Genomic DNA, 25,477 nt, shown 5'->3' with positions numbered 1-25,477 from the left:
AAATAAACCGGCCCTCAAAGGCTTAACCTATTGCAACGCAGAGCTGAAGAGGGAATTGATAGCCTTGATTCAACTGCACATCATCGCCTTATAAAAGAGCAATGGGTGTTGGGAATGCGGCGGGGGGTACCATGGCGAATGGCGGCGATAACTTGCCCAAAGGAATCGTAGGCGCGTGGCTTCTACACCATGATCAGAAGCTGCTGAACAGCAAAACAACAAGCTTCGAAAATATCGCCCTTGCAGGCCGTGCGTCGCGCCTCCTTTCGGTTGTTTCGAAAGAGGATGAATCCAACGTTTCAAATGAACGCGTCGGTGAATTGGCGAACGGGATTGGCATTCGCCGACTTGAGATAAAAGGCCTGCTCGTTGAGTTGGAAGAGCAAGGTCTTGTCGCGCAAGGAAAATCCGGCGTCACGGTACTCGGCGTGACCCAGGCACGTCTGCTCGACCACGCCGCCGATATTTTTGATTCCCAGGAACCTGACGGTTTGGAATTGGCTGCGATCGATCTTGCGGAGCGCGGTAGCCACAGCCCACTCAGGCGGTCAGATTGCGAAGAAGAACTGTCTGACACCTATGAGTTGTCAGAAGCAGAGATGGATGATTTGTTCAGCCAGTCGGAGCACATTGGTTTCATTGATTACGAGAATTCTGGTGTAGATAGACTTTATTTTAATGGATCACTGTTTAAAAGAGATCAGGCGCAGAAAGCAAAACGAATACTAGAGAGCCTGACGACCGAAGAGAGAGAGAGGTTAATACACGTAGATAGTCTCTTGAAGGCACAGGGATGTCTACTAGCAGCAGCCGTGAGGCAACTGCTAGGCGATAGCCTGTGGAGCAAGATGCACCAGATCGGCTATTTTGAGGTGAGCATCGTTTCGAACGAGCGAGGACCAACTGAGTTTGTCACAAAACCCGAGGCTTTAACTAAGTTCGTGCCCGGGGGGCTGGCCGACGTGCTGGATGATGCCAAAGCACTGGCCAGCAGTTTGACCTACGGGATTGTAAAAAGCTCAGACACTCGTGGACGCATCAAGGACCCGAGTGCTCTAATCAACGCGCTGATCGGTCGTGGCTTCGTAGAGGGGTGGGCTCCAGCTATCCGCCAAGACTACCAAATTCTTGAACGACGTAACGTCGTGCAGGTTACATCCTCGTCGCAGGGCCACCGCCTAACTTTGTTGAAGCCAGAGATTGGAGAAATGGCAAAGGACCTGATCCTGCGGGGCGATGCTTCTGGTACAGCAGCGGAAATGATCATCGGCACTCAGGCCGCACAATTCTACGGTCCAGAGGCGGCAAGATCGGCTGAGCGTGATAGGAAAAAGGATGTACCCGAAGCAAAAACTGCCACCTCGCGCGCGTTGAATGTCTTGAGGAGAACGAACTGATGTCGGCACAGAAAAATCAGAAAGTCGACAAGGGCGGCGCCGCCGAAGAAGCGCTAAGGGAGTATTTCAAAAGCCTCGGTTCATTCGTATTGCGTGGGATTCCCGTTCGCGAAGCTGGTGAAGACGTCACCGATGTTGATTTGTGGGTTTATACCCGCACCAGCGCGCATGCGCGGCATGTGAGTATCGTCGATATCAAAAACAAGAAACGAGGCAAGGCGTTCGAGCGCGCGATTTGGGTAAAGGGACTGCAATCGGCCCTTCGAGCGGACGAGGCGATTATCGCGTCGCAGGGGGCGAAGGACTCCGTTTATGCGTTTTCCAGCAGGCTGAACGTCCGAGTGATCTCAAGCTCCGTATTCGATGCCATTGTGAAACGCTATGCAGGCGAGGACCAGCGTTTGTCCAATGAAGAGGTCGATGAGCTTTGGAGAATGATAGCTGTCGGCTCCGCTAACCTCAAAGTTCAAATGGATTCGGTAAAGGTGGAAATATCGCGAGGAATTTCGTTTCCTGCGTTAAACCACTGGGTGGACGAGGCGGCTAACTTGCTAAAATTGGGCGTAGAGCGTGAACGAAAGCCCGGTCCAATAACTCGTGCAGCTTATATGTGCAGCGCATTGGTTGGAATCGGGGCAGATTACTTAGGCAAAGAGCACTCCTTATCTGAGGTTTCGATGCGGCGGGAGTATTTCCGTCAAGGCCTTTTGTTCGGTCGAACGGATGCAGCGGCCAGCAAGAGCTATGTACAGTTCGCCGAGAATGTCGTCACCGAGTTCTTTGATCCAAGTGGCGCTACCGCAGCTCGCATACGCGCAGGATTCGAGACTGCCGTCGAAAAAATGCCTGTGCAGGGCTTGGTAGAATTCTTTGCTAAGCCAAACGTTGGGACGGAACTTCTTAAAGGGGCGATTGGTCTTGAGGCGGCGTGCTTCTCGCGAACAGTTCCTCACCCGTCAGAACTCGGTAGCTTGGAAGCAAAAACCATCATTGGATTAGTCAGTGATTATGCGGGACTAAGAAGGAAGGATGTCCTTGGGGCCTCGGCGACCGAGAGGCAATCAAAACCCGATGGAGTCGACACGGCCCCATCGCAGCGAGGATTACTGCTTTAGCAAACAGGCAATGGATTGCCGCCCTAGCGACAATCTTGCCCTTTGCGCGGGTGTCTTCGGCATAAGCCGATAGGGCTTGTTGTCCCTGAATGAGCGGTCTCGCTGACATCAGCAAAAACAACAAAGCGCCGCACTTTTTTCAACGGAGCGTGTCGCAAAACAGCCCGAGCCATCCGTTCTCTGACCGAAGAAAGGAGCCCCCCATGCCAAACCTCATCGTCAGCGAATTCATCAGCGTCGATGGCATTGCCGAAGTCGAGAAGCTGCCGGGCGTGACCTGGAGCGATGAGATGCAAAAATTCAAGGACGACGAGCTTGCCGACAGCGGAGCCACGCTTTTGGGGCGCACGACCTATGAGATTTTCGCCGGCTCCTGGCCCAAGGAACCGGAGACTTCGCCGACCGGTCCAACGCGCTGCTGAAATATGCCGCTTCGACGAGCTTGACGCCGCGCCTCCCGCCATTGATGCGATCGAGTTCGCAGCCACCAGGCGGAAGGTTTGATCCGCCCTTTCTTGCTGCTGCGGTAGAAGACGTCCTGATTCAGCCACAAGCCCAAATTGCTGGATTTGGCAGCCCAGGAAGTATAGGCTTGGTTTTTGGTTCAAGCGATGGAACAGAGACTAGCCGCAATTCTGGCTGCCGATATGGCGGGCTACAGTCGGCTAATGGAGGCCGACGAATCCGGCACGCTCGCACGCCTTCGGACCCATCGCATAGAACTGGTCGATCCCGCCATCGCGAAGAACAAGGGCCGGATCATCAAGACCACCGGAGACGGCATGCTCGTTGAGTTCCAGAGCGTGACCGATGCCGTGAAATGCGCCGTGGAAATCCAACAGCGCATGAAACGGCGCAATTCGGATGTGCCGCAAGAACGGCGCATCGAATTCAGGATCGGCATAAATCTCGGCGACATCATTTTCGACGATGAGGATATTTTCGGCGACGGCGTCAATATTGCCTCGCGCATCGAGCAACTCGCCGACGTTGGCGGTATCTGCGTGACCGCAGCGGTGGCGACCCAAATTGCCGACCGTCTCGAAATTGCCATGGAGGACCTGGGCGAGAAAACGTTAAAGAACATCAGCCGCCCGGTTCGCCTCTATCGCATTGGGTTTGACAGTCCTGCCCTGCCAGTAGTCGAGGCAAAGCAATCCATCTCGAAACCTTCGATAGTGGTGCTGCCATTTACCAACATGAGCGGCGACCCCGAGCAGGAATTTTTCGCGGACGGACTGACCGAGGACATCATCACCGAACTGTCCCGCCACCATGAGCTGTTCGTCATCTCGCGCAATTCCAGCTTCGTCTACAAGAACCGCGCCGTGAATGTGCGCGAGGTGGCCGAGAAACTCACCGTCCAATACCTGGTGGAAGGAAGCGTCCGCAAGATCGGCGACAGGGTGCGCGTGACGGTTCAGCTCATCGACACGGCGAATGACGCTCATATCTGGGCAGACAAATATGACCGGAAGCTGGACGACATATTCGCTATACAGGATGAGGTGACCGCGGCGATCGCAGCCACGCTGCCCGGCCGTGTCGAGGCGGCTCAGCGGGACCAGCTCGCGCGGGCGAAACCTGCAAACATGGCGGCGTATGAATGTGTGCTTGCTGCCAAGGTGCTGCATCACCGAAGCACGATTGCGGATAATGAACGGGCGCAAACCTTGATAGAAAGGGCCGTCACGCTCGACCCCGATTATGCCCATGCCCATGCCTGGCGGGCCTGCATTCTTGGCCAGGCCTGGGTCCATAACTGGTGCGAAGACAGGGATGCCGTCTGGAACAACATTAAGGCAGCGCTGGACAGGGCGCTGGCGCTGGACAACAACGATGCCGATGTCCACCGCATTCTCGCGGCAGTGAACGTGAACAACAATGAGCTGACCACAGCGCGCTACCACCAAGAGCGGGCGCTGGCCCTCAATCCCAATTACGACCTCGTGGTGGTGCAGCAAGGCGAGTTATTGACGTGGCTGGGGAGGCCGGAAGAGGGAATTGAATGGATCCGCAAGGCAATGCAGTTGAATCCGCACCACCCGGAGAGGTTCTGGAGCCATCTGGGAAAGGCGCATTTCGCCGCGCGCCAGTATGGCGAGGCGATCGAGGCTTTCATGCATCTGTCAACCATGGACTCGGCTCAGCACGCTTTCGCCGCTGCCTGCTACGGCTGGCTCGGCGACGAAATCGCGGCCGCGGCGCATCTGAGCAAGATCAGAACGCTCGATCCCCAATTCGACCTCGATTCATTCATCGCCACCCTGCACTATGCCCAGGAGTCTGATGTGCAGCACGTCCGCGAAGGACTGCTGAAAGCCGGTATTGCCAACCTGTAGCCAGCCGGCAGCTACGACCCAGAGCCAATTGGGGACAGGCAAAAAAGACCGGCCCCCGATGCGGACCTTCTGGCATGACCGAACGACGGGCAGGTCGGAGAAGCTTTTCCCACGCTATCGGTCTTTGGAAGCGAACAGGGAAAACCCTCCCCCTGAAAAAGCGCCGCGCTAGTTGACGGCGCATGTCGCATAAGGCCCGCACGGCCGGCCCTGCCAGAAAGGAACCCGCCATGAGAAAACTCATCATCACCGAATTCATCAGCGTCGATGGCATTGCCGAGGTCGAGAAGCTGCCGAGCGTGGCCTGGAACGATGAGATGCAGAAATTCAAGGACGACGAGCTTGCCGACAGCGGCGCCATGCTGTTGGGGCGCACGACCTATGAGATTTTTGCCGGCTCGTGGCCCAAGGAGACCGGAGATTTCGCCGACCGGTTCAATGCGCTGCCGAAATATGTCGCCTCGACCAGCTTGCAGGCGCTCGACTGGCAGCCGGCCGAGCTGCTGCAGGGCGCATTGCCGGACGCGGTCAGAGGGCTGAAGCAAGGCAGCGGCGGCAACATCTACGTGCATGGCAGCCTCACCGTCGCGCAGGAATTGCTGCGCCACGGCCTTGTCGACCGCATCAGGCTGCTCAGCTACCCCGGCGCCGTCGGCCAGGGCAAGCTGCTGTTCCCGCCCGGCGCGCAATTGCCGCTCGAGCTGATTTCCGCCACGCAATTCAGCAACGGCGTGGTGGCGCTGGAGTATGCGGCCGGGAAGCCGTGATGGGCTTCGGTGCAGTTGCGCTTTCATTGATAAGTTGGCGGGACAGCGCCCCCCTCTGCCCTGCCGGGCATCTCCCCCTCAAGGGGGGAGATTGGATGTCACGCCGGCTTTCGCTAATATTCAACGTTCCAGAACAGGCGGTGTGAGGGAAGCTGCCAATCTCCCCCCTTGAGGGGGAGATGTCCGGCAGGACAGAGGGGGGCGCGAAGGAACGTAGGCCTTCTGTGATGAGCTGGGAATTTGCGCGCGTACGCTATGCAACCGACTGATAGGTCGGCGGGACAGCGCCCCCCTCTGGCCTGCCGGCCATCTCCCCCACTTGGGGGGAGATCGCAGCTTCGCCCATCAGCGCCCCCGCCCGTCTGCCTCCCCCTTCTGCACGGCCGCAATCAGCATCTCGACAAATCTCGTCACCTTGGGCGGGCGGAAGCGGGCGGCGGGGTAGACTGTGTAGATGCCGCCGGAGGGCAGCCGCCACTCGGGCAGGATCTGCACCAGCCGCCCGGCGGACAGCTCGTCCCGCACCAAAAAGTCCGGCAGCACCGACAGGCCGGCGCCGGCGCGGACGGCCGCCAGCACTGCCGGCGTTGCGTCGATCGAAATCGTTGCCTGCATGCGCACGGCCTGCTGCTCGTCATCGCCGCGCGAAAATTGCCATAGCAGCGGTTCGCGCAGCGCCATGTTGGCGACGAAGGGCAGCCCGGCGAGGTCTTGCGGTTCGCCGGCGGTGAACCGGCCTGCAAAGCCGGCGCCGCATACCATGAATTGTTGGAAGGTGCCGATGCGCCGGGCCTGCAGGCTGGAATCGGCCAGCCAGCCGACGCGGATGGCCACGTCGATGTGGCCGGAAACCAGGTCGATCGTCTCGTCGCCCAGCGTCAGCTCCACCCGGCAGGCGGGATAGCGCGCGCTGAAGGCGGCGACCACCGGCACCACCGCCGATGTGCCGTAGTCGTTGGACGCGGCGATGCGCAGCGTGCCGGTCGGCTCGGCGGCGGCCTGCGCGAGCTCGTCGAATGCATTCTCGGCCTGCTGCAGGACCTGCAGGCAGCGGGCATGGAACGTTCGGCCGGCCTCGGTCGGATGGACGCGCCGCGTCGTGCGGATCAGCAGCGTCGTTCCGACATCGCGCTCCAGCCGCGCCACCTGCTGGCTGACCACCGCCTTGGTGATGCCCAGCCGCTCGGCGGCCCGCGTGAACGAGCCGGCGTCGACCACCGCCGCGAAATAGGCCAGCCGGTTCAGGTTCATGCTTCGCTCATGGCAGAGGCAGTCTCATTGTCAGGCAATGGCATACATTACGTCTATTTTGTCGGCCTTCAATACGCATTCCGCTTTTGCCATCTTGCGGGCATCGAGGCCGTCGAATTCCGGATCCCAGGAGACATCCCATGTTCACACGGAGAAGCATCATGAAAACCACCCTCGCCGCCGGCGCTGCCGCGGTCTTTGCTCCCGCCGGGCTTGGCCATGCGGCAGGCGGGCTTTCCTGGAAACATTTCCCCGCCGGGCAAAACGGCTTCTTCCGCGCCCCGGTGCTGGTCTCCGGCGCCGCCGAAGCCGTGCTGATCGATGGCGGTTTCACTTACCCCGACGGCCGGGCCGTGGCCGAGGCGATCAAGGCGACCGGCAAGACGCTCACCACCATCTATGTCAGCCAGTCCGACCCGGACTATTATTTCGGCCTCAAGCCGATCAAGCAGGCGTTCCCGCAGGCACGGGTGATCGCCGCAGCCGAGACGGTGGCCGCCATCAACGGCAATGTCGAAAAGAAGCTCGCCGTCTGGGGGCCGCAGCTGAAGGAGAATGGCCCGCAGGCGCTGGCCGACGTCGTCATCCCCGAAGCATTCGACGGCAAGACGCTCAGCGTCGATGGCGAGACCATCGAGATCGTCGCCGCGGAAGGCCTCGCCAACCGGCGCTATCTCTTCGTGCCGTCGCTGAATGCGGTGTTCGGCGGGGTGATGATCTTTGCCGGCGTGCATGTCTGGACCGCCGACACGCCGACCAGGGAACTGCGCGCCGCCTGGCTCGCCAATCTCGAAAAGATCGCGGCGCGCAAGCCGGCAATCGTCGTGCCCGGGCACATGACGCCTGAGGCCGCTACGGACCTTTCAGGCGTCGAGCACACCAAGACCTATCTCGTCGCCTTCGAGGAAGAACTGGCCAAGGCCAAGGACGCGGCCGCACTGAAGAGCGCCATGGAAGCCCGCTTCCCCGGCCTCGGCATGGGCGTCGCGCTCGACATCGGCTCCAAGGTTGCCACCGGCGAAATGAAGTGGGGCTGAGATGGCCGCCAATCGCGAGCTGATCCGCGCCACTTACGAAGGATACGCTCATGGTCCAGCGGGCGCTGACGCCGGACGCTTGATTACGGTCATCCGCCGAGACGGTTGGTGCGCTTGCTGGCTTCGGCCTTGGCGCGGGCTTCGACCGCCTTCTCGATCTCGCGCTTCAGCTCGTCCTTGATCGCCACCGTCTCGGCCATCAGCGCCTCGACCTTCATGAAATCGAGCACCCGGTATTTCGAGACGGCCGGCCGAATCAGAATGTCGGGCCGGCTCTGGTTCAGCTTGCTGGCGATGATCGACTGCATCATCAGCTGCGTGGCGCCGAACATCAGGTCGACGGAGGTCGGGAATTTTCGGCCCGCCTCGGTCGGCGCGCCGACCACGTCGACGGCGATGATGATGTCGGCGTCGAGCTCGATCAGGTCGAACGGCACGGGATTGTAGATGCCGCCGTCGATCAGCAGCCTGCCGTCGCGCATCACCGGGCGGAACACCGCCGGGATCGCCGCCGAGGCGGCCAGCGCCGAATGCAGCTCGCCTTCGTCGAACACCGCGAGCTGGTGGCCATAAAAGTCCGTTGCCGTCACCTTCAGCGGTATCTTCAATTCGGCGAAGGTTTCGGGAATGGCGTCGGGCAGGAACGCCTTGAGGATGCGCTCGACATTGAACTGGCTGACCCGCAAGCCGCCCTGCATCGCCTCGGCAAAAGTGCCGGGCCGCGCCCGCCACATGCGCGTCGCCACTTCGGCGCGGCGGCCGAGGATCGAGCGCGTATAGTCGTGGATGTCCTTGCCGGTCATGCCCGAGGCCATGCCGGCGCCCATGATGGCGCCGATCGACGAGCCGGCGATTGCCGCCGGCCTTATGCCCAGCTCGTCCAGCGCCTCGATGACATGGATATGCGCCAGCCCACGCGCCCCGCCGCCGCCAAAGGCGATGCCGAAGCTAGGGCTCATCCCTTGTTGGCCGCGCCGAGCTTCGGCCCTACCACCATGACGGCCGGCTCGGCGGAGAGCAGCTTTTTCGCCGCTGCCTTGACCTGGTCCAGCGTCACCGCGTTTATCAGGGCGGCGCGGCGCTGCATGTAGTCGATGCCGAGCTTGCCAAGCTGGATCTCGACCAGCGTTGAGGCGATCGCGCCGGAGGAATTCAGATTGTTGATGGCATAGGCACCGATCATGTATTTCTTGGTCGCCGCCAGCTCGGCTTCGGTCGGCCCCTCCTCGGCCATGCGCTTGACCACGTCGCGCACCACGGCCAGCGTCTCGGCCGCCCTGTCGGCGCGGGTCGAGGTGGTGATGGACAGCGCCTCGGAGTGCTCGTGGTCGACGAGGTCGGAGCTGACGCTGTAGGCCAGGCCGCGCTTTTCGCGCACCTCGTCGAACAGCCGCGAGGTGAAAGTGCCGCCGCCGAGGATCTCGTTCATCAGCACCGCGGCAAAAAAGTCCGGCGCATTCCGCTTCACGCCGGGATAGGCGAGTTGCAGCGAGGCCTGCGGCTGGTCGTAGACGACCTCGAGCTGCTGGCCGAGCTTCAGGTCGATGTCGGGAACGGGCGTGAGCGCCTGCTTTTCCGGCAGGCTGCCGAACACCAGGTCGAGCTTCTGCTTCAGCGTCTCGGCGTCGATGGCGCCAACCACGGCGACATGCAGGCCGTCGCGGGCGAAATTCGCCTTGTGGAAGGCGCTGAGATCGGACGGCGTAATCGTCGCGATGCTTTGCCTGGTGCCCTGGTCGGGCCGCGCATAGGGATGCCTGCCGTAGATCGCGTCCAGCCATTTGCGCTGGGCGAGCGTATCGGGATCGCGCTCGTTGGCGATGATGCCGGACAGGATTTGCGCGCGGATGCGGTCGATCGGCACCTGGTCGAAGCGCGGCTGGTTGACCGCCACCCGCAACAGGTCGAAGGCGCCGTCGCGCTGCTCGGCCAGCATGCGCATCGAGCCGTAGATGCCGTCGCGCTGCGCATCGAAGCTCATCTCTGCACCGACGTCGTCGAGCTTGATCTGGAACGCCTCGCTGTCGAGGTTGCCGGCGCCTTCGTCGAACAGGCCGCTCATCAGATTGGCAAGCCCTTCCTTGCCGGGCGGATCCTGCGTCGCGCCGCCATCGAAAACGAAGCGGATGGCGACGATCGGCACCGAATAATCCTCCACCAGCCAGGCGGTGATGCCCTTCGACGAGGTCACCTCCTGGATGTTCATGGCGGCGCGGGCGGAAAGCGCCGGCAGGACGAGGAAGACGAGGGAGAGGATGAGGGTTGCTAGAAGAGGGCCGGAGCGCGCGCGCTTCCCTTCTCCCCTTGTGGGAGAAGGGGAGGAGCCCAGGGGAGAAGGCAGAGCGGGACCGTGCTGGTTCATCATCAAAATCAATTCCCAGCCTGGGTTTGCGGCAGAAGATAGCCGGTCGTTGCGTGGTCGAGATTGAGATAGCGGGCAGCGACCGCCTTGACCTGGTCGGCGGTGACCTTACGGATGCGGTCCGGCCATTGCTGGACGTCCTGGACGTTGCCGCCGGTGGCAAGCGTCGAGCCGTAGATGTTGGCCATGTCCTCCTGCTTGTCGCGGGCAAAGATCATCGAGCGTACGAAACGGTCCTTGGATTTTTCCAGCTCGTCGCTGGTGACGCCGTCTTTCGCGATGCGGGCGATCTCGGCGTCGACCGCGGCTTCGATGTCGGCAAGCTTGGCATCGCCGCGCGGCGCGCCATAGACGGTGAAATTGGTGTCGTCGAGCATGGTGCCCTGGAAGAAGGCGCCAGCCTCGGCGGCGATGCCTTGCCTGACGACAAGCTCCTGGTAGAGCCGGCTGCGGTTGCCGCCGCCGAGGATTTCGGACAGCACGTCGAGCGCTTCGGCTTCGCCGGGCTTTGCCGTGTGATAGGACGGAACCACCCATTGCGTGGTGAAGCTCGGCACGCTGACGCGCCCGTCGGTCAGCGTCACCGTGCGCCTGGTGTTCTGCTCGGGCTCGACGGGGCGGATGCGCGGTGGCAGATCCGGGCCGCGCGCGATCTTGCCATAGGTCTTTTCGGCCAGCGCCTTGACCGTTTCCGGTTCGACATCGCCGGCCACCACCAGCACGGCGTTATTGGGTGTATAATATTTGTTGTAGAAAGCCATCGCGTCGGTGCGGTTCAGCTTCTCCATCTCCTGCATCCAGCCGATGACCGGAATGCGGTAGGGCTGGTTCTGCCACAGCGTGGCGTCGATCTCCTCGTCGAGCACCGCCTGCGGATTTGAGTCGATGCGCGAGCGGCGCTCCTCGAGGATGACGTCGCGCTCGGTCTTGATGACATCGTCGTTGAGGATGAGATTGCGCATGCGGTCGGCCTCGAAGCCCATCATCTCACCGAGCGCCTGCGGCACCACCGTCTCGTGAAAGGCGGTGTAGTCGTAGGAGGTGAAGGCGTTGTCCGAACCGCCGATGGCGGCGACGGCGCGGTCGAGCTCGCCGGCCGCATGATTGCTGGTCGCCTTGAACATCAAGTGCTCGAAGAAATGGGCAATGCCGGACTTGCCCGGCGGCTCGTCGGCGCTGCCGATCTTGTACCAGACCATATGGGTGACGATCGGGGCGCGGTGATCGGGGATGACGACGACCTCCATGCCGTTGTCGAGCAGGAAATCGGTCACGACACCATCGTCAGGATTGTTATCCGCCAGAGCCGGCGCGGCCATCACCAAAGCCAGCCCCAAGAGCGTCCCGCGCAGCCATTCAGCCTGAAATGTCATAGATGGCTCCGGTTTGTGATGGGACGATAGGCGGGGTTGCTGGTCGAGGCAAAGCGAATTGTTCGTCATTTTGAAGGCGCCATCGTGGAAGCCGAACTCAGGCGGCCTCGATGAACCGGATGACCGTCTCGCCATAGTTGCGCTCCTCGAAAACCGAAAAGCCCAGCCCTGCCTCGAACGGCGCCGCCGCCGCTTCCTCGATGACGCAGAGCGCGCCAGGAGCTAGCCAGCCGCCGGCCTTGGCCGAGCGCAAAGCGCGTTCGCCAAGGCCCTTGCCATAGGGCGGATCGGCAAAGACCAGGCCAAATGCGGCGATGGTGCCCGCCTCGCCCAAGCCCGTCGCGTCGCGGCGGAATATCTTGGTGCGGCCGGTGAGGCCGAAGGCCTCGACATTGGTGCGGATCAGGCCGCGCCCTTCGGCGGATTCCTCGATGAAGACAGCGTAGGAGGCGCCGCGCGACAGCGCTTCGAGGCCGAGCGCGCCGGTGCCGGCGAACAGGTCGAGCACGCGCGCGCCGTTCAGTTTTTCGGGAAAGCGATGCGCCAGCACATTGAAGACCGCCTCACGCGTGCGGTCGGTGGTCGGGCGGATGGCAAACGTACGGGGCGTCGCCAGCGGACGCCCGCGAAACTCACCGCCGACGATCCGCATTGCTTCCTTTCGGGCCGCCGCGCGGCCGGTCGCCACCGCCATCCGGGCGCTCGCCACGCGGTTTGCCGAACGGCTTTGCACCGCCGCCTTGCGGCTTGCCGCCGGGCTTGCCGTAAGACGGCTTGAACGAGGCCTTGCGCGCCTTGTTTTCTGCCGCCTTGGCGGCGTCTGCCTCCGCCCTGCCCTTGCCGATCGGCCGTGCGCCCGGCGCCATCCAGACATTGGCCTTGCGCTGGCCCGGCGGCTCGATCGGCCGCTGCTCGCGTTCGGATTTCTTCCCACCGAAGCCGCCACGAGGCTTGTCGCCACGGGGTTTGTCCCCGAAGTCGCCGCGTTCAGGTCTGGGGCCACGCTCGCCAAAGCTCTTTTTCGGCCCAAAGCTCCTGTCGGGGCTTGTCGACAGCTTGCCGAGCGCTTCGTCGCGGCTGCCTTCGCGGCGCTTGCGGTTCTTGATCAGGCCGCCCTCGCCGATCGGCCGGCGTTCGCCGTCGCGGGTGAATTTCGGCCGCTCGGGCTCCTCCTCCCGCTCACGCCTGACCGGTTTGTTGGAAAACGGCTTGGCGATATCGGCGTCGAAATTGGCGCCTGATTCCTCGACCAGGCGCTCACCGAGCTGGTCGCGCAGCACGCGGCCCTTGATCTCCAGCACATGGCCTTCCGGCAAATCGTCGAGCTGGAACGGCCCGTAGGAAATACGGATCAGCCGCGTCACGTCGAGACCGAGCGAGCCCAGGATGTTCCTGACCTCGCGGTTCTTGCCTTCGCGCAGGCCGAGTGTCAGCCAGGCGTTCGAGCCCTGCTCGCGGTCGAGCGTCGCTTCGATGGCGCCATAAAAGACGCCGTCGACGGCAAGGCCTTCGCGCAGGCCGGCAAGGGCGCTTTCTTCGACCTTGCCGTGGACGCGCACGCGGTAGCGCCTGAGCCAGCCGGTGGCCGGCAGTTCGAGCACGCGCGACAGGCCGCCATCGTTGGTGAGCAGCAGCAGGCCTTCGGTGTTGATGTCGAGCCGGCCGATGGTCATCAGCCGCGGCAGCCCAGGCGGCAGCACGTCGAAGACGGTTTTGCGGCCTTCGGGATCGCGGTTTGTCGTGACCACGCCGGCCGGCTTGTGGAACAGGAACAGCCTGGTGCGCTCGATCGGCGGGATCTCCATGCCGTCGAGATGGATGATGTCGCCGGGCATCACGTTGAAGGCCGGCGAGGACAACACCTTGCCATTGACCTTGACGCGGCCGGCCGCAATCAGTTCCTCGGCGTCGCGGCGCGAGGCCAGGCCGGCACGCGCCAGCCGCTTGGCAATGCGTTCGCCGGCTTCTTCCGTTGCCTCGACGCGACGCGGGCGCGGCTTGAAGCCGCCCTCCGATGCGGCCGGGGCCCTCTGTGCCCCATGGGGCCGATCGCCGCCAAAATCACGTTTGGGACGATCGCCGAAGTCACGCTTGGGACGATCACCGAAGTCACGCTTGGGACGGTCGAAGCGCCTCTCGCCGCCCTCGACTTCGGCAGCTGCCGGCCGGTCGCCGCGCGGTGCGTAAGGCTTGCGCGGACCTTCGCGCTTTTCATAAGGCTTGCCCTCCGGACGCGGCCCTTTGCTGAACGGCCTGTCGCCGCCTTTGAAGTCGCGCTTCGGCCGCTCGCCTTCGGCAGCTTCTGGCCGGTCGCCGCGCGGCGCATAAGGCTTGCGTGGACCCTCGCGCTTTTCATAAGGCTTGCCTTCCGGACGCGGCACTTTGCTGAACGGCCTGTCGCCGCCTTTGAAGTCGCGCTTCGGCCGTTCGCCTTCGGCCGCCGCCGGCCGGTCGCCGCGCGGAGCGTAAGGTTTTTTGGCGCCGAAGGACGGCTTGCCGCCCTTGCCGTAAGCGCTATCGCGACCGCGCGGCCCCGCCGGTTTCGGGCCGGCCTTGCGCGGGAATTTCTTGTTTTTGTCGTCCATGTGGCCTTTGCTCGTTTGCGCGGGTAGTAACAGGATCGCGCTCTAGTGGCGAGGAGATAATCGGAATGGAAACCGCGTGAAGCGGCAGGATTTCATGGCGCTGGCGCTGAAAGAAGCCGAAGACGCCGCCCTGCGTGGCGAAGTGCCGGTTGGCGCGGTCGTCGTCGGCGGCGATACGGTCGTTGCGAGTGCCGGCAACCGCACCCGCGAGTTCGCCGATCCCACCGCCCATGCCGAGATGCTGGCGATCCGCGAGGCCTGCCGCAAGCTTTCCAGCGAGCGGCTCAGCGGCCACGATCTCTATGTGACGCTGGAGCCGTGCGCCATGTGCGCCGGCGCCATCTCCTTCGCCAGGCTGCGCCGGCTCTATTTCGGCGCTGCCGACGAGAAGGGCGGCGCAGTGGTCAACGGCGTTCGCTTCTTCACGTCACCGACCTGCCACCATGTGCCCGACATCTATCCGGGCATGGCCGAGAACGCTGCAGCAGCGCTGCTGAAAGACTTTTTTCGCGAGCGACGCGGACCCTGATTTTCTGGTCCGGCCGACGATCCAAATCCAAGTCAGACAATCCAGGCCAGAAAGTCTCTGGCGCCGTCAGGCTACCAAGGCAGCCAGTCGAACATGCCGCCACTCTTGCTCTTGGCGGCCGCCTCCTTCTTGAGGCGTCGTTCCTTCTTGTACTCGTCCTCGCCGAGGTCGCCCTGCGGCGCAGTGGCGGCGGCAGCGCGGTATTGCACCGGCGGCTCGCTCAGATATCTGCGGGTGGTCGGGTCGCCCTGTTTGCCTTCAGCCCGGCGGCGCATGATTTCCGCGGCGCGGCCCTTGTCCGAATCGGCCGGAGTCCAGGCTGGCGGATGGCTCGAGCCCGACTGCTTCAGCGCGGCCTTGACCGACGCCGGATCCGTCTGCACGTCATCGATGACCTGCGCCTGGTAGGCCGGGTCGTCCTGATGCAGGGTGGCATCGGCGCGCAGGCGGGCACGGCGCTGCTCCGGCGATTCGGGCCATTCGGCACTCGCCGTCTCGATGCTTTCCTGCGGCGGCGGCAAGACTTCCTTCTGCCCCGGCCCTGGCTTCACCAGCGTGGGGCGCGGCTTGTAGTCGATACTATCCTTGCGCTTGGGTGCGAAGGAAAAAGCCCCGGTGAGGTCGCCAGCAAGCTGCGCGCCCGCGGTCTTGTCGGTCCCGTAAGTGGGCGAGCCCATGCAGCCGGACAAGGCGAGGCCCGATACGACAAGCGGCGCCAGCAGCGCAACGCGCGCGTAAGTTCTCTCGGTCATGCCAAAAAGTCCCACTGTAGACAGCCTCTCGATTGCCGCCGGCCAAAGAAAGGTCCGGTCCCCATCGCCTATGCTCTTCCGACGGAATTCCGGCGACAATTTGTCGTCCGGAGTTTCGCGTGTTTACCTCAACCACTCGTTAAGGGCAACGCGCGGGGGCCGATCGGCCGCCCGCCGTGGCATTTGTGCACCGCCTTAACGGCGGCTCAAAGCCTTCAGCTCATGCAGGACAGCTGCGTCACGGGCCGAAACGTCCGGGAATTCCGGATCTGAGCCGACATCGGCGGTGTAGCGCCAGGAGCGCGCGCATTTCACCAGGCCGCGGTCCTCCGCCTTCTCGACGACCACGGCGACGCCTTTGACGTCGTCGAGGGTAAAGCTGCCCGCCGGCGCTTTGCCGTGCACGATAACCAGATCGCTGGTGATCGCCATCTCGGCCATGTCGACATCGGCGATCGCCGCTTCGAGTACGGCATCGTCGAGGGTGACGACCGGCACCGCTTCCAGCGAAGAGCCGATGACCTTCTGCGCGCGGGCGATCTCCAACGCGCCGGTGACGACACGGCGGACCTGCCGCACCTTGCGCCACTTCTCCGACAGCGCCTCGTTCTTCCAGTCCGCCGGGATCTCCGGGAACTGGTCGAGATGCACCGAGACGGCATCCGGATGACGGTCGAGCCAAGCCTCTTCCATGGTGAAGGGCAGCATCGGCGCCAGCCATTTCACCAGGCAGTCGAAGAGATGGCGCACCACTTGGACGGAAGCCTTGCGCTTCACGCTGGAAGGCGCTTCGCAGTAAAGCGCGTCCTTGCGGATGTCGAAATAGAAGGCCGACAGCTCGACCACCATGAAGTCGAGCAGCGCGCGGGTGATGCGCTTGAATTCGAACGCGTCGTAGCCCGAGCGTACGACTTCATCGAGCTCGGCGAGCCGGTGCAGCATCAGCCGCTCCAGCTCCGGCATCTTGTCCAGCGGCACCTCCTCGCCGTCGTCATGGGCGAGTGTGCCCAGCATCCAGCGGATGGTGTTGCGCAGCTTGCGGTAGGCGTCGATGTTGGTCTGCAGCACGTTCTTGCCGAGCCGCTGGTCTTCCCAATAATCGGTCGTCACCACCCAGAGCCGCAAGATGTCGGCGCCGGACTGCTTGATGACGTCCTGCGGCACGACGGTGTTGCCGAGCGACTTCGACATTTTCCGCCCCTCCTCATCCATGGTGAAGCCATGGGTGACGACGGTGTCGTAGGGCGCCCTGCCCCTGGTGCCGCAGCTTTCGAGCAGCGAGGAGTGGAACCAGCCGCGATGCTGATCGGAGCCTTCGAGATAGACGTCGGCCGGCCATTTCAGGTCGGGCCGGTCCTCAAGCGTGAAGGCATGCGTCGAGCCTGAATCGAACCAGACGTCGAGGATGTCCATGACCTGCTGCCATTTCGAGGCATCGTAATTGCCGAGGAAACGCTCCTTGGCGCCGGCGGCGAACCAGGCGTCGGCGCCCTCTTTCTCGAAGGCGTCCATGATGCGCTGGTTGACCGCCTCGTCGCGCAGCACATTCCCGTCGGCATCGGCAAAGACGGCGATCGGCACGCCCCAGGCGCGCTGGCGCGACAGCACCCAGTCGGGGCGCTCCTCGATCATGGCGCGGATGCGGTTCTGGCCGGCGGCGGGCACGAAGCGGGTATCGTCGATGGCTTTCAGCGCGCGGCCGCGCAGCGTCGTGCCGTCGCCAAGCTCCTTGTCCATATAGACGAACCATTGGGGCGTGTTGCGGAAGATGATCGGCTTCTTCGAGCGCCAGGAATGCGGATAGGAGTGCTTCAGCCGGCCGCGCGCGAACAGCGCGTTGCGCTTGATCAGCTCGTCGATGACAGCCTGGTTGGCATTGCCCTTTTTGCCATTGTCGTCGATGACGCGCGCCGCTCCACCCTCGCGGTCCGGGCCGAAGCCCGGCGCGTCCTTGGTGAAGAAGCCGGCATCGTCGACGGTGAAGGGGATCGCAGTGTCGATACCGCGCTGGCGAAGATCAGAGGCTGCATCCATCCAGGCGTCAAAGTCTTCGCGGCCGTGTCCCGGCGCGGTGTGGACGAAACCGGTGCCGGCATCGTCGGTGACATGATCGCCGGCGAGCATCGGCACGGGAAAATCGTAGCCGCCACCCAGACTTTTGAGGGGATGCGAAAGCGTAAGATTTTCAAGCTCTTCGGCGCCAACGTTGCGAAGCCGATTCAGGGTGACCTTGGCCTTCGCGGCAGCGTCGTCCGCAAGCTTCTCGGCAAAGATCAGCTTTTCGCCGGGCTGGGGACCAAAGGCGTTCTCGGCCGCCGTAACCTCGTAGAGACCATAGTTGATCCGCGGCGAGTAATTGACGGCGCGGTTGCCGGGGATTGTCCACGGCGTCGTCGTCCAGATGACGACGTTGGCATCAAGCAGATCGAGCGACGTCTGCGTCAGCTTGGGATCCAGGGCTGGCTGCCCATCCTCGATGTTGATGACCTGGCGAGCGAGGCTGACGACCGGAAACTTCGCCCAGATCGTGTCTGACTCATAGTCCTGGTATTCGACCTCCGCCTCGGCCAGCGCGGTGCGCTCGACGACGCTCCACATCACCGGCTTGGAGCCGCGATAGAGCTGGCCGGACATGGCGAATTTCAGCAACTCGCCGGCGATGCGCGCCTCGGCATGGAAAGCCATCGTCGTATAGGGATTGTCGAAGTCGCCGACGACGCCGAGCCGCTGGAATTCGGAACCCTGCACCTTGATCCAGTGCGCCGCAAACTCACGGCATTCCTGCCGGAACTCGTTGACCGGCACCTCGTCCTTGTTCTTGCCCTTGGCGCGGTACTGCTCCTCGATCTTCCATTCGATCGGCAGGCCGTGGCAATCCCAACCCGGCACATAGTTCGAGTCATAGCCGCGCATCTGGAACGAGCGGGTGATGACGTCCTTGAGGATCTTGTTCAGCGCATGGCCGATATGGATGTTGCCATTCGCATAGGGCGGGCCGTCGTGCAGCACGTATTTTTCGCGGCCGGCTGCGTCTTCGCGCAACTTGCGATAAAGGTCCATGTCCTGCCAGCGCTTGACCAGCAGCGGTTCCTTTTCCGGCAAACCGGCGCGCATCGGGAAATCCGTCTGCGGCAGGTAGAGCGTTTTGGAATAGTCGATCGTCTCGGCGGTCTCGGTATCAGTCATTCGTCTGCCATATGCGTTGCCCGGCGGCAAAAGAGCCCGGGCGTTGAACTATCATGATCTGGAAAAAGCGCGAGAGGCCGCACGCAAGATTCCCGGCGGCTCCGGCGGCGGTCAGGCCGCCCGGAACACCGGGCCTGTAATTCGTATCACAGTCGCAAGAAGGTGCGAAAAGCTCGTCATGGCTGGGCTTTTAACCGAGACAGGCGATATTGAAAAGCCCGAACTCTGATACTTCCTTGCGCTATGTGCCAATTGCGCATACATTTGTAGGCAAATGGCCTGCAGTGCCAAGGAGACGTTCATGTCGGTCGCAGCAAGGGCAATTGGCGCAACACACGACTTTTCCGTCCCTACGGACAAGATCGATTATCTGCGCAGTCTGGGTTTCAGTAGCGAAGAACTCTATCGTATCGTTGCCCCCCGCCGCACGCTGGCGCGTCGCAAGGAACATGCCGAGCCGCTTTCGCCAGCTGAATCCGACCGCGCCCTGCGCCTAGAACGCATCGCCGAGCAGGCGGATCGGGTATTCGGCAGCCATGAGAAAGCCCAGCGTTGGCTGAGAAGCGAGATCATAGCATTGGATGGTGCAAGGCCGATCGATCTCCTCGAGACAGAGACCGGCGCCCACGTCGTTTCCGAAGAGCTTATCCGCATCGACTTTGGCATGCTTGCCTGACGATGCGCATCTGGCGCATCTCCAATTTCGCGGATCTCTCAGGTCGTGGCGGAACGCTCGTTGATGGAAGATGGAGCAGACGCGGGATGCCCATCGTCTGTTGCACCGACCACCCTTCGACGGCACTGCTGGAGATACTGGTGCATGCGACGCGCGAAACCGTTCCGGAAACCTACCAGCTTATCGAGATCGACGTTCCGGACGGAATAGAAATGACCGAACCGGTTATCCATGACGACTGGGACAAGGACATGGAATCGACACGGCGACAGGGCACGGACTTTCTCTCGGCCAATCGTTGCGCGCTCATGAAAATTCCTTCGATCATAATGCGCAAAGCAAACAACTATCTGCTCAACCCGACCCATGACGATGCGTCACGCATTACGATTGCGGGCCTATACCGTTATCCGTTCGACAGCCGTTTTGATCAAATGAGCCGACGCCTACCCGCTCACATCGAGAAATCGAAGCGATAGGTCGTCGACACGCCGATCATGAACTGATCCCTGGAGCCGCGCTCCTTGACCAGGCTGGAATCGGCGGCCGGGCCCATCAGGCGGGAATATTCGCCGAACAGACTGGCCGTCATCGGCTCGGTCACCTTCCAGGTCACCGCGCCGCCCAGGCCCGCCGACTTCACCCCGCCGCCGGGATGATATTCGCTAAGTCCCGAGGCCAGGGACTCCTTGGCATCAACGCCGTAATAGGCGTCGAAATAGTCCGATGAGGCGAACGAAACGCGCGGTCCGGCCGAAATCCTGACGTCGGGCGTCACATCGTAAAAGGCGTCGGCGGCGATGTCGGCGACAAAGCCGTTATGGGCGCGAATGCCGTGCCGCAATTCGGCGCGGGCACGCAGCCAATCCAAAGGATAGAATTCGAAGAAGCCGCCAGCCTCGCCGCCCCAGCGCACCGGGTCGAGACCCTTCAATTCGTCGGCGTCACCACCGTCGCGGGAAAACAGGAACTTGCCTGTCAGGCCGGCGCGGACGCCGCCATCGTCGATCAATGCCAACGAGATATTGTCGTTGCGCGAGGTGAAGCGCGCCGCGGGACCAGCCTTGCCGAGCGAGATGATCGGCGAGGCACTGAGCAGGTACTTCTTGCCGCCCTCGAAATTCGGGGCAACCATGCCGGTGGCGCCGACCGTCAGGTACCAGTCTCCGGACAGCCAGCCGAAGGTGCCCTCGCCGGCCTTGGCAACGCCGCAGGTGCCGAGCATGAATGCGGCCAAGACCGTCGGGATCGTCGGGACAGACCGCATCGTTACTCCATACGTCGAACGCGTTGGCCGATACAACCAGCCTTCATCCAAGCCATGGCGCCAGTTCGGTAAAATTTGACTTAATGTCCGTAACATTGGCGGCGTTGGCCGGACCGTTCCGCATTGCAGCGAATTGTACTGGCGCACCAAGATCCCAGATGAAGACGTCCGGAATACGCCAGCAGTTGCCGCGGCAAGGGTTACAAACATTCGTGGGCAAACATGCCCGCACTGTGAAGTGCGCGGCGACCGGCGCTCAACCCCGCGTTCCAAACGGGCCAAGCGTGAATCATATGCGACCAAATTTCGAGACGTACTTTGACGTCAGCCGCGCCGGCGGCTTCCGCGAGCCGAGTTGCATCCGACAACAGCGTCTCGGCCGAACCGACTTGTATAAGCATTGGAGGAAATCCGCTCAGATCGGCGAACAAAGGCGAGATCAGCGGATCGCGCCGACCAACGCCATTGGGAACATAGGCGGTTGCCAGTTCCTCCAAATACGCCCGGTGGATGATGGGGTCGATTGCGTCCTTGGTTGATAGTGTCGCGCCGGACATCGAAAGGTCCGTCCAGGGCGAAACCAGCCAAAGACACCGGGGCAGCCGCTCGCCTGCCGCGCACAACACACTGACCAGGCACAGGGCGAGGTTGCCGCCCGCACTGTCGCCGCCAACCATGATGCGATCCGACGCGATGCCTTGCCGGCTCAGAAAGCGCCATGCGGTGAGTGCGTCTTCATGTTGCGCGGGGAAAGGATGTTCCGGTGCGCGTCGATAGTCGATCGCGAGGGTGCGCATTCCCATTGCCCGACCTGCCTCGGTCACCATTCGACGATGACTTTTAAGAGAGCCGGAGCAGTAGCCACCACCGTGGAAAAAGAGCAGAACCTTATCCCTGTCACTCCCAGGCGCCAGGGACCACTCGCCCGCGAGGCCATCGAAAACCACATGCTCGCATCGGATGTGCTCCGCGACCGGCCAGACCGAACCGACTTCGTCGAGCCGCGCCCGGCGTTCGTCCCAGCGGACCGTTCGTGGTTTTGACGTCAACAGCCTGCGGACGGCGTTGATCTCCATCAGATCGAGGTGTTCGTCCACATCGCTCATTTTGCTCCCCTAGCCTCATCAAGCGTAGAAAACGGCATACAGCAGCAGCCACACGTCATCGATAAAGGGCCAATGCCAGCGCTGGGAATTTTTCGTTACACTTGCGCCATGGCGAATACACGGGACGACGGGTCGCCCGTAAACCCGCTTGTCATCTTTTAGCACTGGCCCACCCCCCGCACATGATCGAATATTCCATCTGGTATTTGGCCGCTTCGGGTCAAAAGCGGAGGTCTGGCAAGCGGATCGCTCGGGAGTGTGGCGCTCACAGCCTGCTCGCTGGACGGGCAAGGCGATCGGCGCTACTTTCCGGAACAAAGAAGCTAGGCAACCTTGAGGGAGAAGGGCAATGACCGTGCACAGCGATGCCATGAAAGACGCCATTGGCCAGACGCGGGCGAAGTGGGGATGGTTCGTCGCGCTCGGGGTGCTGCTGCTTGTCTTCGGCGGCATCGCCTTCGGCAATCTGTTCATCGCAACCGTCGCCTCCGTCTTTGTCGTGGGCTGGCTGATGCTGATGGCCGGCGTTGTCGAAATCATCCATGCCTTCGGCGTGAAGACATGGGGCCGCTTCTTCTATTGGCTGCTCAGCGGTCTCCTCTACGCCGTCGCCGGCTTCTTCGCCTTCGACAATCCGGTCCTCGCCTCGACGGTGCTGACCTTCCTCCTGGCGGTCGCACTGCTTGCCTCAGGCGTGCTCAGGGCCTGGGTCGGCTATAGCCATCGGCCGCAGCCGGGCTGGGGCTGGGTGGTCGCGGCCGGCATCATCAGCGCACTGGCGGGACTGGTCATCGCCATGGGCTGGCCGGTCAACAGCGTGTGGGTGCTCGGCCTGTTCCTGGCCGTCGACCTGATCTTCCAGGGCTGGACCTTCATCGCCCTTGGCCTGGCGCTGAAGAGATAAATTCTGGTTTGAGCATGATTTATCGGAAAACCGGTTCCCACTTTTTGCTTCGCTGACCTTCAGTTCGGGACGATGCTCTAAAAAGCTATGGCCGCGTCGAGCCCGGAAAGCGGCCTGACGCCGGCGAGCAGTGCCTTCGCCTCAGCCTCGTCGCGCTTCATCTGGGCGACCAGCGCGTCAAGCCCGTCGAACTTCACCTCCGAACGCAGGTAGCCGAAAAAGGACACGGCACAAATCTCGCCGTAGAGGTCGCCGGAAAAGTCGAAGACGAAGGTCTCCAGCAGCGGCGCGCCACTGTCGTCGACCGTCGGCCGGCGGCCGAAGCTGGCGACGCCATCATGAAGCGAGCCGTCGGCGCGGCGGAAGCGGACAGCATAGATCCCTTCCTTAAGGGTCGCTTCCGGCGAAAGCCTCATGTTTGCGGTCGGAAAGCCGAGCGTCCGGCCGAGCTGCTGGCCGCCGATCACCTCCGCCTCGACGGTGAAACGGTAGCCGAGCAGGCCGGCGGCCTCGGCCACATTGCCCTCGCACAGCAGCGTGCGTATGCGGCTCGACGACACCACCTCGGCGCTTTCGTCGCGAAACGCATCGACCAGCGTGACGCCGAAGCCGTGGCGCTCGCCGGCCGCCATCAGATAGGCCGGGCCGCCCTGGCGGTCCTTGCCGAAGTGGAAATCGAAGCCGGTGACGGCGTGGCTTATGCCGAGGTTGCGCTCGAGCACGCCGGTGACGAAAGCCTCCGCCGACAAGGAGGCGAACTCGCGGGTGAACGGCTGCTCGACCAGCGCCGCAAAGCCCAGATGCGACAGCAGCCGCGCCTTCATCGGCGGCGGCGTCAGCACGAACAGCGGCATGTCCGGCCTGAAAACTTTTCGCGGATGCGGTACGAAGGTCAGCACCAGGGCGGGTACGCCGCGACGCTCCGCTTCGGCGCGCGCACGTTCGAGCACCGCCTGGTGGCCGCGGTGGACGCCGTCGAAATTGCCGATCGCCACCACGCCGCCGCGCAGATGGGCCGGCAGCGGTGCGGTTGCGGAAATGCGTTCGAACATGGCCGTCATGGCTTGAACCTATTGCAGCCTGGGAATCACCGCGACCGGCCTGTAGCCGTATTTTTCCAGGAAGGCCGCGAGCCTGGCCGGATCCGGCTGCAGCGCTTCACCGTAATCGCGGGCATGGATGCCGCCCGATACGTAAAGCACGTCGAAGCCATTGTCGGCCGCGCCCTTGATGTCGGTCATCATGCCGTCGCCGATGGCCAGAACTTGTGAACGCTCGACCGGGCGGCCGAGAATGTCGGCGACCTCTTTCATGGCGACGTCATAGACCGGCGCATAAGGTTTCCCGGCGATCAGCGTGCGCCCGCCAAGCTGTGCGTATTCGCGGGCCAAAGCGCCTGCGCACCAGATCATGCGTTCGCCGCGCTCGACGACGATGTCGGGATTGGCGCAGATGAAGGGCAGGTTTCTGGCACGCAGCCTCTGCAGAAGATCGGCATAATCTTCCGGCTTCTCCACCTCGTCGTCGAACAGGCCGGTGCAGACCACACCGGATGCTTCGAACTCCTCGACGAGTTCGACGTCGAGGCCCTCATAGAGCGTGAAATCCCGATCGGCGCCAATATGGAAGATCTTTCGCGGCCCTTCGGCGATCAGGTCGCGGGTAACGTCGCCGGACGTCACGACAAGGTCGTAGGCGGCGGGAGGAACGCCGATAGCGTTCATCTGCGCCACCACGTCGGCGCTGCGGCGCGGCGAATTGGTGATCAGCACGACAGGTATTTTCGCCGCGCGAGCAGTGATCAGCGCGGCAGCCGCCGCGGGGAAATGCCATTCACCATTGTGCACCACGCCCCAGACGTCGCACAGGATGGCTGAATAGGCTCCCGACAGGTCTGTGAGCGAACCGATGATGTCGGGCGAATCCGCCATGCCGTTGTCCCTGTACCATGATGCTTGCAAGCGCCGCGACCGACGGTCCGTAGCGGCCGGCCCGGATTAACCGAAGCGCTTCGCCATGTCACCAGCTTTCGTTGTGCCGCACGATTGTCGCACGGGACACATCGTCGGCTGAAGGCGATAGGATTGGTGACTAAGGCAGGGGCCCGGCGCGCTGGCGCAAAGGCTCCTGCCCTCATGCCCTTGCGGGTGATGGAAGCATGTGGTGAGTGTCCTCATCCGGAGATGCGCTCTTGCCTGAACCCGCCAACCACCTTGCCTTCGCGCTGGTCTGCCTCGGCATGGTGCTGACGCCTGGCCCGAACATGATCTATCTGATCTCGCGCTCGCTGTCGCAAGGGCCGAAGGCCGGGCTGATCTCGCTGGGCGGCGTGGCGCTCGGTTTTTTGTTCTATGTGCTGTCGGCGGCGTTCGGCATCACCGCGCTGCTGCTCGCCGTGCCCTTTGCCTATGATGTGCTGCGCCTTGCCGGCGCGCTCTATTTGCTGTGGCTCGCCTGGCAAGCGGTGAAGCCCGGCGGGCGCTCGCCCTTCCAGATCCGCGAACTGCCGAAAGACAGACCGCGCAAGCTGTTTGCCATGGGGCTGATGACCAACCTGCTCAACCCAAAGGTGGCAGTGCTCTATCTGTCGCTGCTGCCGCAATTCATCAGCCCCGGCAAGGGCCACGTGCTGTCGCAGCTTCTGGTGCTCGGTGCCACGCAGGTCGCGATCAGCCTGACCGTCAATGCCATCATCGCGGTGACGGCCGGCTCGATCGCCGTTTTCCTCGCCGGGCGGCCCTTATGGATTGTGATCCAGCGCTGGATGATGGGCACTGTGCTGACCGCGCTGGCCGTCAAGATGGCAACCGACGCGCAACGCTGATCGG

At 62.6% G+C, this 25,477-nt stretch carries 24 protein-coding genes; 12 read left to right on the top strand and 12 right to left on the bottom strand.

Annotation, left to right across the window (positions count from 1 at the left end; all coding sequences use genetic code 11):
- Window positions 1-131: 131 nt before the first annotated feature.
- The 5 genes from NKJ40_RS06675 to NKJ40_RS06655 all read left to right on the top strand — a co-directional run bounded on the left by NKJ40_RS06675 (window position 132) and on the right by NKJ40_RS06655 (window position 5,621).
- Window positions 132-1,397: a hypothetical protein gene (locus tag NKJ40_RS06675; protein WP_352465408.1), complete on the top strand. Its 1,266-nt coding sequence runs from the start codon at window positions 132-134 to the stop codon at window positions 1,395-1,397.
- A complete protein-coding gene (locus NKJ40_RS06670; protein ID WP_352465407.1) occupies window positions 1,397-2,512 on the top strand; it encodes a hypothetical protein in 1,116 nt (371 codons plus the stop codon). Before NKJ40_RS06675 ends, NKJ40_RS06670 begins: the two co-directional genes overlap by 1 nt.
- Before the next feature lie 203 nt (window positions 2,513-2,715).
- Window positions 2,716-2,934, top strand: a complete 219-nt coding sequence (locus tag NKJ40_RS06665) for a dihydrofolate reductase family protein (RefSeq protein ID WP_352465406.1) — start codon at window positions 2,716-2,718, stop codon at window positions 2,932-2,934.
- A gap of 189 nt (window positions 2,935-3,123) precedes the next feature.
- The gene (locus NKJ40_RS06660; RefSeq protein WP_352465405.1) at window positions 3,124-4,854 is read left to right on the top strand and encodes an adenylate/guanylate cyclase domain-containing protein; all 1,731 of its coding nucleotides are present in this window, start codon (window positions 3,124-3,126) and stop codon (window positions 4,852-4,854) included.
- A gap of 230 nt (window positions 4,855-5,084) precedes the next feature.
- Window positions 5,085-5,621, top strand: a complete 537-nt coding sequence (locus tag NKJ40_RS06655) for a dihydrofolate reductase family protein (protein ID WP_352465404.1) — start codon at window positions 5,085-5,087, stop codon at window positions 5,619-5,621.
- A 345-nt stretch (window positions 5,622-5,966) separates the two neighbouring features.
- Here NKJ40_RS06655 and NKJ40_RS06650 read toward each other — a convergent pair whose 3' ends face one another.
- Window positions 5,967-6,872 (bottom strand): LysR family transcriptional regulator, encoded by a 906-nt coding sequence (locus tag NKJ40_RS06650; protein ID WP_352465403.1) that lies wholly within the window; start codon window positions 6,870-6,872, stop codon window positions 5,967-5,969.
- A gap of 140 nt (window positions 6,873-7,012) precedes the next feature.
- Between NKJ40_RS06650 and NKJ40_RS06645 the strand changes: the two genes are divergently transcribed.
- Window positions 7,013-7,909: an MBL fold metallo-hydrolase gene (locus tag NKJ40_RS06645; RefSeq protein ID WP_352465402.1), complete on the top strand. Its 897-nt coding sequence runs from the start codon at window positions 7,013-7,015 to the stop codon at window positions 7,907-7,909.
- A gap of 89 nt (window positions 7,910-7,998) precedes the next feature.
- On the opposite strand, the gene NKJ40_RS06640 is transcribed toward NKJ40_RS06645, so the two are convergent.
- The 5 genes from NKJ40_RS06640 to NKJ40_RS06620 all read right to left on the bottom strand — a co-directional run bounded on the left by NKJ40_RS06640 (window position 7,999) and on the right by NKJ40_RS06620 (window position 14,229).
- Window positions 7,999-8,868, bottom strand: coding sequence for a patatin-like phospholipase family protein (locus NKJ40_RS06640; protein ID WP_352465401.1), 870 nt, complete (start codon window positions 8,866-8,868; stop codon window positions 7,999-8,001).
- Window positions 8,865-10,274, bottom strand: a complete 1,410-nt coding sequence (locus NKJ40_RS06635) for a M16 family metallopeptidase (protein ID WP_502903693.1) — start codon at window positions 10,272-10,274, stop codon at window positions 8,865-8,867. The genes NKJ40_RS06640 and NKJ40_RS06635 overlap by 4 nt, the downstream gene beginning before the upstream one ends.
- Window positions 10,275-10,279: 5 nt before the next feature.
- Entirely contained in the window at window positions 10,280-11,644 is a 1,365-nt protein-coding gene (locus NKJ40_RS06630; protein WP_352465399.1) for a M16 family metallopeptidase, read from the bottom strand.
- 97 nt (window positions 11,645-11,741) lie between these two features.
- Window positions 11,742-12,296 (bottom strand): 16S rRNA (guanine(966)-N(2))-methyltransferase RsmD, encoded by a 555-nt coding sequence (gene rsmD, locus NKJ40_RS06625; protein WP_352465398.1) that lies wholly within the window; start codon window positions 12,294-12,296, stop codon window positions 11,742-11,744.
- Window positions 12,277-14,229, bottom strand: coding sequence for a pseudouridine synthase (locus tag NKJ40_RS06620; RefSeq protein WP_352465397.1), 1,953 nt, complete (start codon window positions 14,227-14,229; stop codon window positions 12,277-12,279). Before NKJ40_RS06620 ends, rsmD begins: the two co-directional genes overlap by 20 nt.
- Window positions 14,230-14,305: 76 nt before the next feature.
- On the opposite strand from NKJ40_RS06620, the gene NKJ40_RS06615 reads away from it, so the two are divergent.
- On the top strand, window positions 14,306-14,758 hold the full coding sequence (locus tag NKJ40_RS06615) for a nucleoside deaminase (RefSeq protein ID WP_352465396.1): 453 nt from the start codon (window positions 14,306-14,308) through the stop codon (window positions 14,756-14,758).
- A gap of 71 nt (window positions 14,759-14,829) precedes the next feature.
- Here NKJ40_RS06615 and NKJ40_RS06610 read toward each other — a convergent pair whose 3' ends face one another.
- Together NKJ40_RS06610 and ileS are read right to left on the bottom strand one after the other, a co-directional pair.
- Window positions 14,830-15,510: a hypothetical protein gene (locus NKJ40_RS06610; protein WP_352465395.1), complete on the bottom strand. Its 681-nt coding sequence runs from the start codon at window positions 15,508-15,510 to the stop codon at window positions 14,830-14,832.
- 195 nt (window positions 15,511-15,705) lie between these two features.
- Window positions 15,706-18,696, bottom strand: coding sequence for an isoleucine--tRNA ligase (gene ileS, locus NKJ40_RS06605; RefSeq protein ID WP_352465394.1), 2,991 nt, complete (start codon window positions 18,694-18,696; stop codon window positions 15,706-15,708).
- A gap of 43 nt (window positions 18,697-18,739) precedes the next feature.
- Here ileS and NKJ40_RS06600 point away from each other — a divergent pair, with 43 nt between their 5' ends.
- The 3 genes from NKJ40_RS06600 to NKJ40_RS06590 all read left to right on the top strand — a co-directional run bounded on the left by NKJ40_RS06600 (window position 18,740) and on the right by NKJ40_RS06590 (window position 19,851).
- Complete coding sequence (locus NKJ40_RS06600; protein WP_352465393.1) at window positions 18,740-18,925, top strand: hypothetical protein; 186 nt, start codon at window positions 18,740-18,742, stop codon at window positions 18,923-18,925.
- A gap of 72 nt (window positions 18,926-18,997) precedes the next feature.
- Window positions 18,998-19,372 carry an Xre family toxin-antitoxin system antitoxin gene (locus NKJ40_RS06595; RefSeq protein WP_352465392.1) on the top strand — a complete coding sequence of 125 codons (375 nt, stop codon included), beginning with the start codon at window positions 18,998-19,000 and terminating at the stop codon, window positions 19,370-19,372.
- Between the two features lie 2 nt (window positions 19,373-19,374).
- Window positions 19,375-19,851, top strand: a complete 477-nt coding sequence (locus NKJ40_RS06590) for an RES family NAD+ phosphorylase (RefSeq protein WP_352465391.1) — start codon at window positions 19,375-19,377, stop codon at window positions 19,849-19,851.
- Here the strand turns inward: NKJ40_RS06590 and NKJ40_RS06585 are convergent.
- Both NKJ40_RS06585 and NKJ40_RS06580 read right to left on the bottom strand, forming a co-directional pair.
- Window positions 19,827-20,639, bottom strand: coding sequence for a MipA/OmpV family protein (locus NKJ40_RS06585; protein ID WP_352465390.1), 813 nt, complete (start codon window positions 20,637-20,639; stop codon window positions 19,827-19,829). The genes NKJ40_RS06590 and NKJ40_RS06585 overlap by 25 nt on opposite strands.
- A 200-nt stretch (window positions 20,640-20,839) precedes the next feature.
- Complete coding sequence (locus NKJ40_RS06580) at window positions 20,840-21,745, bottom strand: alpha/beta hydrolase (RefSeq protein WP_352465389.1); 906 nt, start codon at window positions 21,743-21,745, stop codon at window positions 20,840-20,842.
- A 349-nt stretch (window positions 21,746-22,094) separates the two neighbouring features.
- Here NKJ40_RS06580 and NKJ40_RS06575 point away from each other — a divergent pair, with 349 nt between their 5' ends.
- Entirely contained in the window at window positions 22,095-22,649 is a 555-nt protein-coding gene (locus NKJ40_RS06575; protein WP_292653921.1) for an HdeD family acid-resistance protein, read from the top strand.
- Between the two features lie 77 nt (window positions 22,650-22,726).
- On the opposite strand, the gene NKJ40_RS06570 is transcribed toward NKJ40_RS06575, so the two are convergent.
- Both NKJ40_RS06570 and NKJ40_RS06565 read right to left on the bottom strand, forming a co-directional pair.
- Entirely contained in the window at window positions 22,727-23,710 is a 984-nt protein-coding gene (locus NKJ40_RS06570) for a bifunctional riboflavin kinase/FAD synthetase (RefSeq protein WP_352465388.1), read from the bottom strand.
- 9 nt (window positions 23,711-23,719) lie between these two features.
- Entirely contained in the window at window positions 23,720-24,580 is an 861-nt protein-coding gene (locus NKJ40_RS06565; protein ID WP_352465387.1) for a TIGR01459 family HAD-type hydrolase, read from the bottom strand.
- Window positions 24,581-24,840: 260 nt separating this feature from the next.
- Here NKJ40_RS06565 and NKJ40_RS06560 point away from each other — a divergent pair, with 260 nt between their 5' ends.
- The gene (locus NKJ40_RS06560) at window positions 24,841-25,473 is read left to right on the top strand and encodes a LysE family translocator (RefSeq protein WP_352465386.1); all 633 of its coding nucleotides are present in this window, start codon (window positions 24,841-24,843) and stop codon (window positions 25,471-25,473) included.
- Window positions 25,474-25,477 lie beyond the last annotated feature (4 nt).

Origin of the sequence: Mesorhizobium sp. M0119 (assembly GCF_040322615.1) — a bacterium.
GTDB lineage: Bacteria > Pseudomonadota > Alphaproteobacteria > Rhizobiales > Rhizobiaceae > Mesorhizobium.
The sequence above is the reverse complement of the archived record's forward strand: the minus strand, read 5'-3'. Positions and strand labels throughout refer to the sequence as shown.